Annotated in this window: 14 protein-coding genes; 9 read left to right on the top strand and 5 right to left on the bottom strand. The window is 72.1% G+C overall.

From position 1 onward, the window contains the following. The first annotated feature begins 274 nt into the window (after positions 1 to 274). The 4 genes from HWD93_RS17195 to HWD93_RS17180 all read left to right on the top strand — a co-directional run bounded on the left by HWD93_RS17195 (position 275) and on the right by HWD93_RS17180 (position 4,888). Positions 275 to 1,489, top strand: a complete 1,215-nt coding sequence (locus tag HWD93_RS17195) for a homoserine O-acetyltransferase (protein ID WP_071302568.1) — start codon at positions 275 to 277, stop codon at positions 1,487 to 1,489. A 136-nt stretch (positions 1,490 to 1,625) separates the two neighbouring features. Beyond that, positions 1,626 to 2,783, top strand: a complete 1,158-nt coding sequence (locus tag HWD93_RS17190) for a sensor histidine kinase (RefSeq protein ID WP_071296181.1) — start codon at positions 1,626 to 1,628, stop codon at positions 2,781 to 2,783. Continuing rightward, positions 2,780 to 4,102: a hypothetical protein gene (locus HWD93_RS17185; RefSeq protein ID WP_083294960.1), complete on the top strand. Its 1,323-nt coding sequence runs from the start codon at positions 2,780 to 2,782 to the stop codon at positions 4,100 to 4,102. Before HWD93_RS17190 ends, HWD93_RS17185 begins: the two co-directional genes overlap by 4 nt. A gap of 114 nt (positions 4,103 to 4,216) precedes the next feature. Then, positions 4,217 to 4,888: a response regulator transcription factor gene (locus HWD93_RS17180; RefSeq protein WP_070416359.1), complete on the top strand. Its 672-nt coding sequence runs from the start codon at positions 4,217 to 4,219 to the stop codon at positions 4,886 to 4,888. Positions 4,889 to 5,062: 174 nt separating this feature from the next. Here the strand turns inward: HWD93_RS17180 and HWD93_RS17175 are convergent, their stop codons facing one another. From HWD93_RS17175 to HWD93_RS17160, 4 genes are all read right to left on the bottom strand, one after another. Next, positions 5,063 to 6,328: an MFS transporter gene (locus HWD93_RS17175; RefSeq protein WP_071296180.1), complete on the bottom strand. Its 1,266-nt coding sequence runs from the start codon at positions 6,326 to 6,328 to the stop codon at positions 5,063 to 5,065. A gap of 263 nt (positions 6,329 to 6,591) precedes the next feature. Beyond that, complete coding sequence (locus HWD93_RS17170) at positions 6,592 to 6,771, bottom strand: hypothetical protein (protein ID WP_261647471.1); 180 nt, start codon at positions 6,769 to 6,771, stop codon at positions 6,592 to 6,594. 94 nt (positions 6,772 to 6,865) lie between these two features. After that, positions 6,866 to 7,174 (bottom strand): thiamine-binding protein, encoded by a 309-nt coding sequence (locus HWD93_RS17165; protein WP_070416362.1) that lies wholly within the window; start codon positions 7,172 to 7,174, stop codon positions 6,866 to 6,868. Further along, a complete protein-coding gene (locus HWD93_RS17160; RefSeq protein WP_261647470.1) occupies positions 7,171 to 8,448 on the bottom strand; it encodes a hypothetical protein in 1,278 nt (425 codons plus the stop codon). Before HWD93_RS17160 ends, HWD93_RS17165 begins: the two co-directional genes overlap by 4 nt. A 64-nt stretch (positions 8,449 to 8,512) precedes the next feature. Here HWD93_RS17160 and HWD93_RS17155 point away from each other — a divergent pair, with 64 nt between their 5' ends. After that, positions 8,513 to 9,223: a YceI family protein gene (locus HWD93_RS17155; protein ID WP_261647469.1), complete on the top strand. Its 711-nt coding sequence runs from the start codon at positions 8,513 to 8,515 to the stop codon at positions 9,221 to 9,223. A 97-nt stretch (positions 9,224 to 9,320) separates the two neighbouring features. Here the strand turns inward: HWD93_RS17155 and HWD93_RS17150 are convergent, their stop codons facing one another. Beyond that, on the bottom strand, positions 9,321 to 10,208 hold the full coding sequence (locus HWD93_RS17150) for an ADP/ATP-dependent (S)-NAD(P)H-hydrate dehydratase (RefSeq protein WP_261647468.1): 888 nt from the start codon (positions 10,206 to 10,208) through the stop codon (positions 9,321 to 9,323). On the opposite strand from HWD93_RS17150, the gene HWD93_RS17145 reads away from it, so the two are divergent. The 4 genes from HWD93_RS17145 to HWD93_RS17130 all read left to right on the top strand — a co-directional run bounded on the left by HWD93_RS17145 (position 10,207) and on the right by HWD93_RS17130 (position 14,487). Then, entirely contained in the window at positions 10,207 to 10,848 is a 642-nt protein-coding gene (locus tag HWD93_RS17145) for an HAD family phosphatase (RefSeq protein WP_261647467.1), read from the top strand. The two genes, HWD93_RS17150 and HWD93_RS17145, sit on opposite strands and share 2 nt — an antisense overlap. Further along, positions 10,845 to 11,927, top strand: coding sequence for an NADH:flavin oxidoreductase/NADH oxidase (locus HWD93_RS17140; RefSeq protein ID WP_261647466.1), 1,083 nt, complete (start codon positions 10,845 to 10,847; stop codon positions 11,925 to 11,927). The genes HWD93_RS17145 and HWD93_RS17140 overlap by 4 nt, the downstream gene beginning before the upstream one ends. A gap of 146 nt (positions 11,928 to 12,073) precedes the next feature. After that, positions 12,074 to 13,453 (top strand): hemolysin family protein, encoded by a 1,380-nt coding sequence (locus HWD93_RS17135; RefSeq protein WP_261647465.1) that lies wholly within the window; start codon positions 12,074 to 12,076, stop codon positions 13,451 to 13,453. After that, the gene (locus HWD93_RS17130; protein WP_070416367.1) at positions 13,450 to 14,487 is read left to right on the top strand and encodes a hemolysin family protein; all 1,038 of its coding nucleotides are present in this window, start codon (positions 13,450 to 13,452) and stop codon (positions 14,485 to 14,487) included. The genes HWD93_RS17135 and HWD93_RS17130 overlap by 4 nt, the downstream gene beginning before the upstream one ends. The last annotated feature ends 135 nt before the right edge of the window (positions 14,488 to 14,622 follow it).

Below are 14,622 nucleotides of genomic sequence, written 5' to 3'. Positions count from 1 at the left end.
GGCCCTCGCGCTCGATGCGTGTGCACCATGCGACGTCCCACGAGTCGATCGACTCGTGGGACGTCGTTGGTTGCGCACACATCCGGTGCGTGTGCATGGTGCGACGATCCACGCGTCGAACGACGAGTGCGATGTCGGAACATGCGCGCGCACGCAGCCGCACCCGCACGCACGCAGCCGCGAGCGCCCGCGACCCGCCGCAGTGGACCCGCGACGCGCCGGACGTGACGTAACACTGGCGGCCCGCGCCGCGCCTCCCGGCAGACTGGACCCGATGGACTGGCAGACGACCCCCGAGGACTCCGTGCCGTCCACCCTCGTGCCCGGAACCGAACTCGGCACGCTCGGCAAGCCCCCGGTGACCGGCGCCTGGCGCCCGGGCGACCACCCCGGCTCCCGGCACTTCGCGTCCCTCGGTGAGCAGTGGGTGCGGGGTGGACGCATCCCCGCCGTGCGCGTGGCGTACGAGACCTGGGGCACGCTCAACGCCGACCGCGACAACGCTGTCCTGGTGTTCCACGCGCTGACCGGCGACTCGCACGTCGCCGGGGCACCCGGGCCCGGACACCGCACCGCCGGCTGGTGGGGCGACGTCGTCGGCCCCGGCCGGGCGATCGACACCGACCGGTGGTTCGTCGTCGCGCCGAACATGCTCGGCGGCTGCCAGGGCACGACCGGGCCGTCGTCGGTGTCGCCGGACGGCCTCGAGTGGGGATCCCGCTTCCCGTTCGTCACCGTGCGCGACCAGGTGGCGGTGCAGGCGCAGTTGGCCGACCGGCTCGGCATCGACGTCTTCGCGGCCGTCGTCGGCGGGTCGATGGGCGGCATGCACGCGCTCGAGTTCGCCGTCACCCACCCTGCACGGGTGTCCCGGCTCGCGGTGCTGGCGAGCACGGCGCAGACCACCGCCGACCAGATCGCCGCGAACTCGCTGCAGCGCGCTGCGATCCAGATGGACCCGGCGTTCGCGGGCGGCGACTACTACGAGGCCGACGCCGGCGAGGGCCCCCACCGCGGGCTGGCGCTGGCTCGGCGGATGGCGTTGATGACCTACCGGGCGTCCGACGAGCTGAACGGCCGGTTCGCCCGCTCGTGGCAGAGCGACGTCTCACCGCTCGGCGACGACGGCCGCTTCTCCGTCGAGAGCTACCTCGACTTCCACGGCAACAAGTTCACCCGTCGGTTCGACGCGAGCTCCTACGTGACGCTCACCCACGCGATGGACTCGCACGACGTCGGAGCCGGTCGGGGCGGGATCGCGGCGGCGCTGGCGCAGGTGACGGCCCGCACGCTCGTGGTCGGGGTGTCGAGCGACCGGTTGTTCCCGATCGAGGACCAGCACCGCATCGCGGCCGGCGTGCCGGACACCCTCGACGGTGACCGTGCGGCCGTGATCGAGAGCGAGTTCGGGCACGACGGGTTCCTGATCGAGCACGAGGCCGTGGGGGCGCACCTCCGGCGGCTCTTGGACGCACAACGCTTGCAATGACGATCGCGGCACCATCCGACACGGGCTGGCGCGCCGAACACCCCCCAACGGGTGTCGCGCGTGGAATGATGGCGTGGTGCCCAGCCTGAACCAGGCTCGGTTTTCCCTCAGCCACACCGCCACGACCAGGACACCGATGGACTTCATCGCACAGGAACGCGACCGCTTGCTCCGGTCGACGACCCGTGTCGTCGGCATCGTCTGCGCCCTGGTGTCGGTCGTCGCGGTGATCTGCGCCCTCGCGGTCCCGGTCGTCCCGCTGCTCGGCGGGCTCGCCTGCATCGCGATCATGATCGCCGGCTTCCTGGTCTTCGGGTGGAACGGCTCGGTGTGGTGGACGGCGCTCATCCTCGCCTCGGGCCTCGGCGCGCTCGCACTCCTGCTGCTCGGCGTCGACGAGACAGCGCGTCCGATCATCGCCTCCGCGGTGGTGCCCCTCGCCGCCGGCAGCATCTCCGCACCGCTCATGTCCCAGCGCGGGAAGCCCGTGGGACTCGGGCTGACCATCGTCGCCGGGGCGGCCGTCGTCGTCGCGATCGTCTGGGCGAGCGGCAGCGTCCTCGCCGCCCCGGTCACCGGCGCGCTGCTCGGGTGGGTGCTCATCGCCGTCGTGACGATCTGGATCTCCCGGAGCATCCCGCGCGTCGCCCGCCGGATCTACAGCATCGGCACCGCGCACCGCGCCGAACGCCAGGCGAGCGAGACCGAGGCGCAGCGACGACAGGGTGCCCGGCTCCTGCACGACACCGTGCTCGCCACGCTGACCCTCCTCGCGCACTCCGGCGTGGGCGTCTCCGAGCAGGCGATGCGTGAGCAGGCCGCCGAGGATGCCCGACTCCTCCGCCACCTCCGCCTCGGTGCGACGCCGCAGCCGCAGCAGTCCGGCGACTACTCGCTCACCCGCGAGGAAGAGTCCCCGCTCGGCCAGACCCTCGAGTCGGTCAAGCAGCGCTTCGGCCGCATGGGCCTCGAGGTGAGCTGGCACGGCACCGGGCAGGTCCTGCTGCCGTCGAACGTGCTCGACGCCTTCCTGCTCGCGCTCGGCGAGTGCCTCGAGAACGTCCGCCGGCACGCCGGCGTCGGCGAGGCGCACGTCACGATCGTGCACGACAACGAGATGGTCCGCGCGATGGTCACCGACTCCGGCGTCGGCTTCGACCTCACCCACGTCAGTGCCGAACGGCTCGGCTTCAAGGAGAGCGTGGTGAACCGCCTCCGCGAGGTCGGCGGCGACGCGAAGCTCTTCTCCGCGCCGGGATCCGGCACGACCGTCGTCCTGGAGGCACCCAGATGAGCCGCGTCCCCGAGGACACCATCAGCCGCGGCCTGCCCGGCGAGACCGTGCAGCCCGCTCCGCGGACCCGACGGGAGGCGCGGGAGCGGTACCGGGGCAGCGAACGTCGGCAGGCGCGCGGCCTCCCCTCCACCTCGACCGGCGCGCGCTCGCTGCGGCAGGCCGCCAAGCCCGGCGCCTCGCTCGGCGCCGGCTACCTCGGACTCGGCGCCGCGGTCCTCACCGGCATCGAAGCCGTCGCGGGGATCGTCTTCTTCCTCATCCGATGGACGGAGTTCACCGACCCGTGGCTGCCCGCGGCGGCCTGGGCGCTCTACCTCGTCGCCGCCGTCGGGGTCGGGCTCAGCCTGCTCACGTACGGCGAACGACTGACCGGGCTCGCCTTCGCGTTGATCTGCGTCGTCCTCGGCTGCGTCGTGACGCTCGACTTCATCGGCATCTGGCCCGAGCACGACATCGCCCACTCGGCGTCCGCGTCCGTCGCCGCCGGCTTCGCGCTCCTGCCCGTCGCGACCCTGCGCCCGGCCCGCGAGGTCGCCGCCGCCATCGCCGTCCTCGGCCTCGCGTTCGTCGGGATGGCGGTCGCCTCGACGCCGATCACGAGCGACACCCTGCCCGCGATCGTCTCCACCGTGGCGCTCGTCACCGTCCCGCCGTCGATCGCGCTCTTCGTGGTGCACCGGTTCCGCCAGCTCGTGCAGCGTGAACTCGACCGGGTCCTCGTGCAGAGCAACGTGCAGGCACCGCAGTTCGCCGTGGGCATGCTCGCCTCCGACGAACTCGCCCGGCTCGACCTCGCCGCCGAGAAGCTCCTCGACGCCGTCGCCAACGGCAGCGACCCGCTCCCGCTCTCGGACGCGTCCGCCTCGGTCGCCGCGTCGCTCGCCACCGAGCTGCGCCTGCACCTCATCGAGGGCCGCCGCGAGACCTGGCTGTACCACGCGATCACGGAGTCCGACAACCTCGGCCGCTCGGTCAGCGTCGCGGATCCGCAGTCGCTCGCGGGCCACCTCTCCCCCGCGCAGCGCGACGGCCTGCTGCAGACGCTCTGGCAGATGGTCGGTGACGGCAAGCAGACCCAGGCAGGATCGCCCGTCGTCTCCGTGACGCTCGGCCCCGTCGGCTCGGACGGGCACCCCGTCACCGACGAGACGATGGACGTCCCGGTCGTCTTCGAGTCGCGCGGTGTCCCCCGGCGTCGACTCGGCCCGACCGCATGGAGCGCCCTGCAGCGGATCGGCCCGTACCAGGACTCCGTCCGCGACGGCGTCCTGCACGTCGTCGCGCACTGCGTCGTCGACCGACATCCGTCGATGTAGTCGTCGCACGGAACCGGCTGGCCCGACTGCCGGACACCCTGACCAGCCTGCCCGTGCCCCGTGGTCCGTCCCCCTAGGATCGGCCCACGACCGCCCCCGAGAAAGGACGCCACCATGGCGACTCCAGAGGAACCGATCCGACTCGCACTCGTCGACGACCACAGGATGCTCCTCGGCGCGCTCACCGAGTGGATCCGGAACGCAGCCGACGACATCACGCTCGTCGCCGCCGTCACCACCTGGCCCGAGCTCCTCACGAGCCCGGCGTTCCCGGTCGACGTCGTGCTGCTCGACCTCGACCTCAAGGACTCGATCCCGGTCTCGTTGAAGATCTCGACGCTCAAGACCGCCGGTGTGAAGACCGTCGTGATGAGCACCTACTCGGAGCCGAACGTCGTCCGCGAGGCCCTCGCCTCCGGCGCCCTCGGCTACCTCGTGAAGAGCGAGGACGCCGAGATGATCGTCGAGGCCATCCGCTCCGCCCAGCGCGGCGAGCAGTACGTCTCCGCCGAGCTCGACCTGGCGATCAACAGCGGTGACGTCGGTGGCGTGCCGAAGCTCAGCGCCCAGGAGCGTCGCGTCATGGCGCTGTACGGCGGCGGCGAGCCGGTGAAGAGCGTCGCGTACCAGCTCGGCATCTCCGAGGAGACCGCGAAGAGCTACCTCAAGCGCATCCGCGAGAAGTACCGCGTCGCGGGCTTCGACGTCGGCACGAAGGTGGCGCTGCGGAAGCGCGCGATCACCGACGGCATCATCGTCCAGGACGGCAGCCCGCTGGGCCTGTAGCGCGCGCCCCGCGCGTTCCGCGCGCGCCGCGCCGCAGGCTTCGTGAGCAGAAGAGGTCGGGTCCCGTCACAGGACCCGACCTCTTCTGCTCACGATCGGCGGTCTGCCGCACCGTCGACGGACTGGAGGCGCGGTGCGGGGCCGCCCCGCGCCTCCTGGCCGGTGGGACCCGCGTCAGCCCAGCGGGACGGGCGCGGTGATCGGGCCGGTGGTCGGCGACGACGACCGGAGCGACGCACGGCGGGTGCTGCGGCGCTCGGCGCCGTAGCTCACCATCGTCATGAGGACACCGAGCAGCGCCAGCACGATGCCGAGCCACCCCGGTGCCTTGAAGCCGAACCCGGCCGCGATGACCGCGCCGCCCAGGGCCGCACCGATCGAGTTGCCGATGTTGAACGCCGAGTGGTTGAGCGCCGCCGCGATGGTCCGTGCGTCTCCGGCGACGTCCATCAGGCGGGACTGCACGGCCGGCGGGATCGCGGACGAGGTCGCACCGAGCAGGAACGCCCCGAGGAAGACCCCCCACACCCACTGCGCGGTGAGGACGGTGACGAGCAGGGCGCCGATCAGCGCGAACATGCCGACGTAGATCGTGCGCTTGACGCTGTGGTCGGCCAGGTGCCCGCCGAGCACACCGCCGATGACCATGCCGATGCCGACGACCACGAGGACGAGCGGCACGAACGACTCCGACAGCCCGGTGACGTTCTGCACGAGCGGCGAGATGTACGAGTAGACCGCGAAGAAGCCGCCGAAGCCGACGGCTCCGAGGCCCATGACCATCCAGACCTGCGGCACGCGGAACGCCCTGAGCTCGCGGCCGATCGTCGCGTGCTCGTCACGGGCGCTGCGTGGCACGAAGGCCCACACCGCGAGGAACGTCAGGGCGAACAGGACGGCGACGACGCCGTACGCGATGCGCCAGCTGGCGACCTGCCCGACCCAGGTGATCGCCGGGACGCCCACGACGTTCGCGACGGACAGGCCGAGCAGCACCATCGCGATGCCCTTGCCGCGCTTGCCCGGCCCCATGATGTCACCCGCCACGATCGACGCGATGCCGAAGTACGCACCGTGCGGGAGTCCCGCGACGAACCGCGCCACGAGCACGAGGCCGAAGGACGGCAGGATCGCGCTCGCGACCGTCGCCAGGACGAACCCGACGAGCAGCACGAGGATCAGGCCCTTGCGCGGGAACTTCGCCGACATCGCCGCGATCGTGGGGGCACCGACGACGACACCGAGGGCGTACGCGCTCACGAGCCAGCCGGCGTGCGCGATCCCGGCGTCCGGGTCGAGGCCGTACTGGCGCGGCAGGAGCGCCTCGGCGATGTTCGGCAGGAGCCCCATCGCGACGAACTCGGTCGAACCGATGGCGAACCCGCCGAGGGCGAGGGCGATGAGCGCGAGTGCGCGACGCGCAGGCGTGAGCTGGGACATGGTGCCTGTTTCGGGACGGGAGGAGCGGGACGGGTTCCGGACGTCGACTCGCGTGAGTCGGCTGGGACCGTCGGTGCGCGTGGTCGCCGCACCGTGCCTCCGTGCCGTCGACGTCGCTGACGGTGCGACCGGGAACGGGCGGAGGGTGGTCCTGGTTCAGCGGCGAACGTGGACGACCGGCCACCGAAGGCGACCGGTCTCAGCAGTGTAGACCGCTCCAAAGGCCGAACGGAAGTCGCGCGGCCGAATCGATTCGACCCGCGTCAGGCGGCGCGACGCTCCGGCTCCGCGCGGGCCGCGACGACGAGCCCCGGGAGTTCGTCACGGTGGACCCACCCGGCGCCGCACTCGGTGCAGCTCGCCCAGGCGGTGTCGCTGTGTTCGTCCGAGTCGATGACGACCGTCCGCAGGTCGCAGTCGGGGCACCAGCCGTCGTGCATCATCACGTGCTCCTCGTCGTCGTGCGGACGCGTTCCGTCCGACACCGACAGGACACACCCGACCACCGACATCCGTGGGAGGCGCTCGGCGTGTCGCTCAGTCGTCGAGCGCAGCCTCGAGCCGCTCGAGCTTGCCGTCGATCTCGCCGGTGTGCCCCGGGCGGATGTCGGCCTTGAGCACGAGGGACACCCGCGTGCCGTACGCCCCGACGGCCTCGGTGGCGCGCTTGACCACGTCCATGACCTCGTCCCACTCCCCCTCGACCTCGGTGAACATCGACGAGGTGCGGTTCGGCAACCCGCTCTCGCGGACGATCCGCACGGCAGCCGCGACGGCGTCGTGCACGGACCCGTCCGAGCTCGCGGAGGGACCACCGGACGGGGCGACGGAGAACGCGACGATCATGCGTCCATCCTGCCCCCTGCCGGGACGACCGGCACAGCGGTGGCACGGGCCCGCACGCCGAGCCGGACGATCGCGACGACGCTCCAGACCAGCACCCCGACCTCGAGCGCGTTCCGGAGCGTGAGGACCACGAGCACCCAGGGCTGTACGGTGAGCACCTGGTCGTAGAACCCGGGGTAGATCACCTGCGTCAGCAGCGCCATCGGGATCGCGGCGACGGCGACGGGCAGGAAGCGCCGGGCGCTCGGACGACCGGCGACGAGCCCCCACACGATCGGCACGGCGAACCACCCGATGTACTGCGGCGACCCGACCTTGTTCGCGGCGACCAGCGCGGCGACCAGGAGCAGTGCCAGCAGCGGCGCGGCCTCGGCCCGGTGCGCGCCGCGGTGCACGGCCCAGAGCGCGAGCAGCACCCCGCCGACGACGACCACGGCCATGAGCGGCGTCGACACCGCGGCTGCCGCGTGCGTCCCGGCGCCGGACACCTCGAACGTCAGGATCTGCTGGTCGTAGTAGACCGCGACACCGGGGACGCCGAGCGCCGCCGCCCACATGAAGGGGGTCGCGAGGGGCGCCTCGATCTGCAGCGCACGGCCGCTCTGCTGACCCACGAACGAGAACAGGTGGGCCGCTCCGCCGTACAGGACGTCGACGAGGACGATGAGCGCCGTGAGCACGAGCGCGCCGACGAGCACCCCGCGGCGGTGTCCACGGCGGAGCAGCAGGAGCACGCCCACGAGCGCCGCGGGCCACACCTTCGTCCACGCGCCGGCGGTGAACAGCGCCGAGGCGACGGCCGGCCGCGACGCGACGAAGGCCACCCCGACCAGGGCGAGGACGGTCGCGACGGTGTCGATGCGTCCGAGGCCGATCGGCCCGAGGGCGAGCAGGAAGGCGAGCCACCACCACACGACGCGCACGCCGAGCCCACGGAAGCGCCACAGGAACGCGCACGCGACGGCGTCGAGCACGACCATGAGCACGAGCCACCCGGTGCCGATCGACGTCACGCCCCCGACGGCGGCAGCGGCCATCGGGACGATCGCGAGGATCGGGTACACCCAGTCCTCGTCGATCCCGACCCAGAACCCGGACGCGTGCCCGGTCTCGATCCACCGCCGGTAGGTGATCGTGACGTCGCCGAGCGGCAGGTTCGCCGACACGGAGGTCAGCCACCAGAGGACCGCGTGCACGGCGGCGAACGCCACGACGAACGCCGCGACCTCGGGCCACCGCGAACGCCACCGCGAACGCCACACCGTCCTCTGCACCGGACGAGCGTAGCGGCACGCCCGTCACAGGTTCCCCCGAGCATGACGTGTCACCGTTCCCCTCGTGACCTCCGACACCCCGCGCACGCGCCGCAGAGCCGTCATCTGGATCGCGGTCGTCGCCGCGGTCGTCGTCATCGGCGTCGTCGCCGCGATCGTCGGCACGAACCTCTACACGAGCAGCGAGAACGCCAAGGCCTCCGCCGCCCCGAGCGTCGCCGCGAGCCGCGCCCCGTCGACGCTCGACGCCGCGGACCTGTCCGGCGCGTGGACGGTCGGCGGGGACTCCGAGGCCGGGTACCGCGTCCACGAGGTCCTGAACGGCTCGGACGTCACCGTCACCGGGCGCACCGACAGCGTCACCGGCAGCGCGACCGTCGACGGCACCGCCATCACGAAGGCGACCATCACCGTGCAGGTCGCCGACATCGCCACGGACTCGGCCCAGCGCGACTCGTACTTCCGCGACTCGGCGCTCGACACGTCGGCGTTCCCCACCGCGACCTTCACGCTCACCGAGCCGATCGCGGACGCGGTCCCGTCCGGCTCGGGCACGACGAAGGTCGAGGCCACCGGGGACCTCACCCTGCACGGCGTCACGAAGTCGGTCGCCGCGACGCTCGAGGTCGGGCTGAACGGCGACGGCGTCGACGTCTCCGGCTCGATCCCGATCACCTTCTCGGACTTCGGCGTGCAGGCCCCGAGCCTCGGCTTCGTGCAGGTCGACGACGCGGGTGCGATCGAGTTCCTCGTGCACGCGACCCCCGCGAGCTGACGCGCACGACGCGCGTCACGCCCCGGACGTGACCACCTGACGGCCAGGAGGCGCGGTGCCGGCCCGCACCGCGCCTCCCGTCCGTCGCCGCTCGCGGCTACCCCCGCGCGTCGCCCTCGACGACGAGGTCGCGCACCACGCCCGGCAGCTGCTCGACCAGCGCCGCCATCGTGAACGGCCCACCCCCGGACGCCCGTCGCGCCGCGATCCCGTGCACCACCGCAGCCGAAGCGGCCAGGTGCGCCAGGTCGGACGGCGACAGCGACGACCCGGACGCCTCCGCCGCACCCTGCCGAGCCGCCACGAGCGCCCCGAGCACCCCGCCGAGGACGTCGCCGGCACCGGCGGCCGCGAGCCACGGCGTCGCCGACGAGGCCACGAGCCGCACCGACCCGTCGGGTGTCGCGACGTGCGTGGCGGACCCCTTCAGGAGCACGACGCTCCCGGTCTGCGCGGCGGCCCGGAGCGCGGCCGCGGCCGGGTCCTGCTCGATCGACTCCCGCGACTCGTGCAGGACGACGGCGAGCTCCCCCGCGTGCGGCGTCAGCACCGCGAGGGGCCCGAGCTCGACGAGCGGGATCGCCCCGGCGTCGACGACCACGGGGACCCCGTCGTCCGAAGCGTGCCGGAACCCGTCCGCCGTCACGTCGTCCAGGTCGTCGAGCGAGCCCGCCGAGATCCCGGAGCCGACGAGCCACGCCTGCACCCGTCCGACCCCCGCGACGACCTCGGGACGCCGCGCGAGCACGTGGTCCGACGCGCGGGACGGTCCCACGTACCGGACCATCCCGACGCCGGTGTGCACGGCGGCGTCGACGCCCAGCACGGCGGCACCCGGGTACTGGTCGGAGCCGGTCGCGACGCCGAGGACACCCCGCCGGTACTTGGTGGAGTCGCCGTGCGGGGCGGTGGTCCAGGCGGCGGCGTCGGTCGGGGCGAAGGGGACGAAGTCGTTCACGAGACGCCACGTTACGGTGGAGCGCATGAGCCTGTTCCTGCCCGGTCGTGTGGTGGTCTTCGACTACGGCGAGGTGATCAGCCGGACGCCGCACGCCTCGCGGGACGCCCTCGTCGCGGCGACCGGAGTGCCGGCGGACGAGCTCTTCCCCGTCTACCAGGAGCTCCGGCACGACCTGGACCGCGGCGACCTCTCCGTCGTGGACTACTGGCGCGCGATCGCCGAGCGCACCGGCCGGACGTGGCGCACCACCGACATCCACCGGTTCTGGGCGATCGACTTCACCGGCTGGTTCGAGGTCGAGCCGGAGACCCTCGCGATCGTCGAGGAGCTGCACGACGCCGGCACCCGGGTCGCCCTGCTGTCGAACGCCGGGTTCGACTTCGGTGACCCGTACCGCCGGTCCCCGATGGGCTCCCTGTTCGAGACCGTCGTGGTGAGCGCCGAGGAGCACGTCCTGAAGCCGGACGCCTCGATCTACCTGGACACGTGCGCGCGCCTGGGAATCGACGCCGCGCAGATGGTGTTCGTCGACAACAGGGCCGAGAACGCCGCCGGCGCGGAAGCGATCGGGGCGGTCGGCCACCACTACACGTCGCCCGCCGGACTCCGCGCTTTCCTGCAGGAACTCGCGACCGGGGCGACCGCCGAGAAGGAGCCCGCGTGACGCACGCCCTGTTCGAACCGATCACCATGCGCGACCTGACCGTCCGCAACCGCATCTGGGTCTCCCCGATGTGCCAGTACTCGGTCGAGGCGCAGGACGGCGTGCCGACGCCGTGGCACCTCGTGCACCTCGGCGGCTTCGCCAAGGGCGGTGCCGGCGCGGTCGTGGTCGAGGCCACGGGCGTCGTGCCGGAGGGGCGGATCAGCCCGCAGGACCTCGGGCTGTGGAACGACGAGCAGCGCGACGCGTTCCGCCCGATCGTCGACTTCATCCACTCGCAGGGCGCCGCCGCGGGCGTCCAGCTCGCGCACGCCGGCCGCAAGGCGTCGACGTTCCGCCCGTGGGAGTCGACGCACGGCTCCGTCCCGGCGGACCAGGGCGGCTGGAACACCGTGGCACCGTCCGCGGTCGCCTTCGACGGGTACGCCGAGCCGCGCGAGCTCGCCCCCGAGGACATCCGCGTGGTGGCCCTGGCGTTCGCCGCTGCCGCTCGACGCTCGGTCGAGGCCGGCTTCGACCTCGTCGAGATCCACGCCGCGCACGGCTACCTGCTGCACCAGTTCCTGTCGCCGTTGAGCAACCACCGGACCGACTCGTACGGCGGCTCGCTCGAGAACCGCGCCCGCGCCCTGCTCGAGGTGCTGGACGCCGTCCGTGCCGAGGTCGGCGCGGGCTTCCCGGTCGTCGTCCGCTTCTCGGCGACCGACTGGGTCGAAGGCGGCCTGACGCTCGAGGAGACCACGCAGGTCGCGCGCTGGGCCGCCGAGCACGGTGCCGACCTCGCGGACGTCTCGACCGGTGGCAACGTCGCGAGCGCCCCGCTCCCGGTCGGCCCGGGTTACCAGGTGCCCTTCGCCGACGCGATCAAGCGCGACGCCGGCATCGGCACGATCGCGGTCGGCATGATCTCGGAGGCGTTCCAGGCCGAGCAGATCGTGGCGACCGGCCAGGCGGACGTCGTCATGGTGGGCCGCGAGTTCCTGCGCGACCCGGGCTTCCCGCTCCGTGCCGCCGTCGAGCTCGGCGTCTCCGTGGACTACGAGCCGCAGCAGTACCACCGCGCGCGCGTCACGGCGTAGGCCGTTCTGTACGTTCTCTCGGCTTGGCCGCACGCCAGGCAGTACGATTGCCTCACTGTGGACGATCCCCCGAACAGTTCTTCGCCTCACTCATCCGCCGCTCACTCGGTGAGCTGCACTGCCTCGCGCCCTGCGGGAGGTGAATCATGAGTCCGATCGACATCGTCATGCTGATCGGCGGCATCCTGCTGACACTCGGCACCGGTGTCTTCGTCGCGTCCGAGTTCGCGCTGGTCAACCTCGACCGCGCCGACGTCGAGGCCCGACGAGACCGCGGTGAGACCGGCCTCGCACCCGTCATCGGTGCGTTGAAGGTCACCTCGACGCACCTCTCCAGCGCGCAGCTCGGCATCACGCTGACGACCCTGCTGACCGGCTACCTGCTCGAGCCGTCGATCGCGAAGCTGCTCGAAGCGCCGTTCCTCGCGATGCGGCTGCCCGAGGCGATCGTCGAGACCGTCGGCTCGATCATGGCGCTCGTCATCGCGACCCTGCTGTCGATGATCCTCGGTGAGCTCGTGCCGAAGAACTTCGCGCTCGCGCTCCCCCTGCAGACCGCGAAGCTCGTCGTGCCGCTGCAGATCGCGTTCACCACGGTGTTCAAGCCGGCCGTCGCGGTGCTGAACGGCACCGCCAACGCCGTGCTCCGGGCGATGGGCATCGAGCCGCAAGAGGAACTGTCCGGTGCGCGCAGCGCCGAGGAGCTCACCTCGCTGCTGCGTCGGTCCGCGTCCGAGGGCTCCCTCGAGCAGGACACCGCGACGCTGCTCGAACGGACGATCTCGTTCTCCGAGCTGAGCGCCAGCGACGTGATGACCCCGCGCCCCCGGCTCTCCACGATCCGCGTGTCCGAGTCCGCCGACGACGTCATCGCGCTCGCCCGGAAGACCGGGTTCAGCCGCTTCCCCGTCATCGAGGAGGACGCGGACGACGTCGTCGGCATCGTGCACGTGAAGCAGGCCGTCGCCGTGCCCCGCGAGAAGCGCCCCGAGGTCCCCGTCGGCGCCCTCATGACCGACGCCGAGCGCGTCCCCGAGACGATGCCCGGCGACACGCTGCTCGCCGAGGTCCGTGGTCGCGGCTACCAGATGGTGATCGTCGTCGACGAGTACGGCGGCACCGCGGGGGTCGTGACGCTCGAGGACCTCATCGAGGAGATCGTCGGCGAGGTGTCCGACGAGCACGACCGTGCACGGATCGACGTCGTCCGGTCGCGCAACTGGCTGACCTTCCCGGGGCTCCTCCGCCCGGACGAGCTCGAGGACCGCGCCGGCGTGAAGGTCCCCGAGGACGGCCCGTACGAGACCGTCGGCGGGTTCATCATGTCGACCCTCGGGCGGCTCCCGGCCGTCGGTGACGAGGTACCGCTCGAGGACGGCGTGTTCCGCGTCGAACGCCTCGACGGGCGCCGCATCGACCGGATCCGCTGGACGCCCACACCGCCGGAGACCCCGGCGACCGGCATCATCATCCCGGCCACGAAGGCCACGGCCTCGAAGGCCTCTGCGAAGGGCGGCACCCGATGAGCTCCGACTGGTGGGGCATCTTCTGGCTCGTCGTCCTCCTGATGGGCAACGCCTACTTCGTCGCGGCCGAGTTCGCCGTCATCTCCGCACGCCGCTCCCAGATCGAGCCGCGCGCGGAAGAGGGCTCGCGCGCCGCACAGATGACGCTCTGGGCGATGGAGCACGCCACCCGCATGCTCGCCACCACCCAGCTCGGCATCACGGTGTGCTCGCTGCTCATCCTCAACGTCTCCGAGCCGGCGATCCACCACCTGCTCGAGGTCCCGCTGCACCTCACGGGCTGGAGCGTCGAGGTCATCGGCGTCGTGGCGTTCGTGTTCACGCTGCTGCTCGTGTCGTTCCTGCACGTGGTGTTCGGCGAGATGGTCCCGAAGAACATCTCGTTCTCGATGCCCGACCGTGCGGCGCTCCTCCTCGTGCCGACGCTCTGGTACATCGGCCACGGCCTGCACTGGGTCGTCGTCGGCCTGAACGAGGTCGCGAACGCCGTGCTCCGGCTCTTCCGGGTCGAGCCGAAGGACGAAGCCGTGAGCGCGTTCACCGTCGAGGAGGTCCAGACCATCGTCGAGCAGTCCCGCCGCGAGGGAACCCTCACCGACGACGGCAAGCTCGCCCTGGCGTTCGAGTTCACCGAGAAGAAGGTCAAGGACGTCGCCGTGCCGATGGCCGAGCTCGTCACCCTCCCCGAGGACGCCACCCCCGGTGACGTCGAGCGGGCCGTGGCCCAGCGCGGGTTCTCGCGGTACGTGCTCGTGGCCGAGGACGGCTCCCCCACCGGCTACGTGCACGTGAAGGACGTCATCGACCTCCGACCGGACGAGTACGACGACCCGGTGCCGCCGAAGCGGATCCGGCAGCTCATCTCGCTGTACACGGAGATGGACCTCGAGGACGCCCTCGCGACCATGCGCGCCGCCGGTCGTCACGTGGCGCGGGCGTTCGACGCCGAGGGCCGAACGCTCGGTGTGCTCTTCCTCGAGGACATCCTCGAAGAGCTCGTCGGCACCGTCGAGGACGCGACCCGCCGGCGGTAGACGCGCGATTGACGGACGGGAGGCGCGGTGCCAGCCGGCACCGCGCCTCCCGTCCGCCCGTGGTGGCCACCCGAGACTCGGCTGGGCGGACAGTTTCGCGGCCTGTGTGCCACGAAACTGTCCGCGAGGCCGAGT

The organism is Curtobacterium sp. C2H10, from assembly GCF_025407985.1.
In the GTDB taxonomy this organism is placed as follows: domain Bacteria; phylum Actinomycetota; class Actinomycetes; order Actinomycetales; family Microbacteriaceae; genus Curtobacterium.
This window is presented reverse-complemented; position numbering and strand designations above follow the sequence as displayed.

Excerpts from the sequence above, each read along its gene's own strand:
- HWD93_RS17195 (WP_071302568.1), top strand. The coding sequence starts at position 275 with ATGGACTGGCAGACGACCCCCGAGGACTCCGTGCCGTCCACCCTCGTG.
- HWD93_RS17190 (WP_071296181.1), top strand. The coding sequence starts at position 1,626 with ATGGACTTCATCGCACAGGAACGCGACCGCTTGCTCCGGTCGACGACC.
- HWD93_RS17185 (WP_083294960.1), top strand. The coding sequence starts at position 2,780 with ATGAGCCGCGTCCCCGAGGACACCATCAGCCGCGGCCTGCCCGGCGAG.
- HWD93_RS17180 (WP_070416359.1), top strand. The coding sequence starts at position 4,217 with ATGGCGACTCCAGAGGAACCGATCCGACTCGCACTCGTCGACGACCAC.
- HWD93_RS17175 (WP_071296180.1), bottom strand. The coding sequence starts at position 6,328 with ATGTCCCAGCTCACGCCTGCGCGTCGCGCACTCGCGCTCATCGCCCTC.
- HWD93_RS17170 (WP_261647471.1), bottom strand. The coding sequence starts at position 6,771 with ATGATGCACGACGGCTGGTGCCCCGACTGCGACCTGCGGACGGTCGTC.
- HWD93_RS17165 (WP_070416362.1), bottom strand. The coding sequence starts at position 7,174 with ATGATCGTCGCGTTCTCCGTCGCCCCGTCCGGTGGTCCCTCCGCGAGC.
- HWD93_RS17145 (WP_261647467.1), top strand. The coding sequence starts at position 10,207 with ATGAGCCTGTTCCTGCCCGGTCGTGTGGTGGTCTTCGACTACGGCGAG.
- HWD93_RS17150 (WP_261647468.1), bottom strand. The coding sequence starts at position 10,208 with ATGCGCTCCACCGTAACGTGGCGTCTCGTGAACGACTTCGTCCCCTTC.
- HWD93_RS17135 (WP_261647465.1), top strand. The coding sequence starts at position 12,074 with ATGAGTCCGATCGACATCGTCATGCTGATCGGCGGCATCCTGCTGACA.
- HWD93_RS17130 (WP_070416367.1), top strand. The coding sequence starts at position 13,450 with ATGAGCTCCGACTGGTGGGGCATCTTCTGGCTCGTCGTCCTCCTGATG.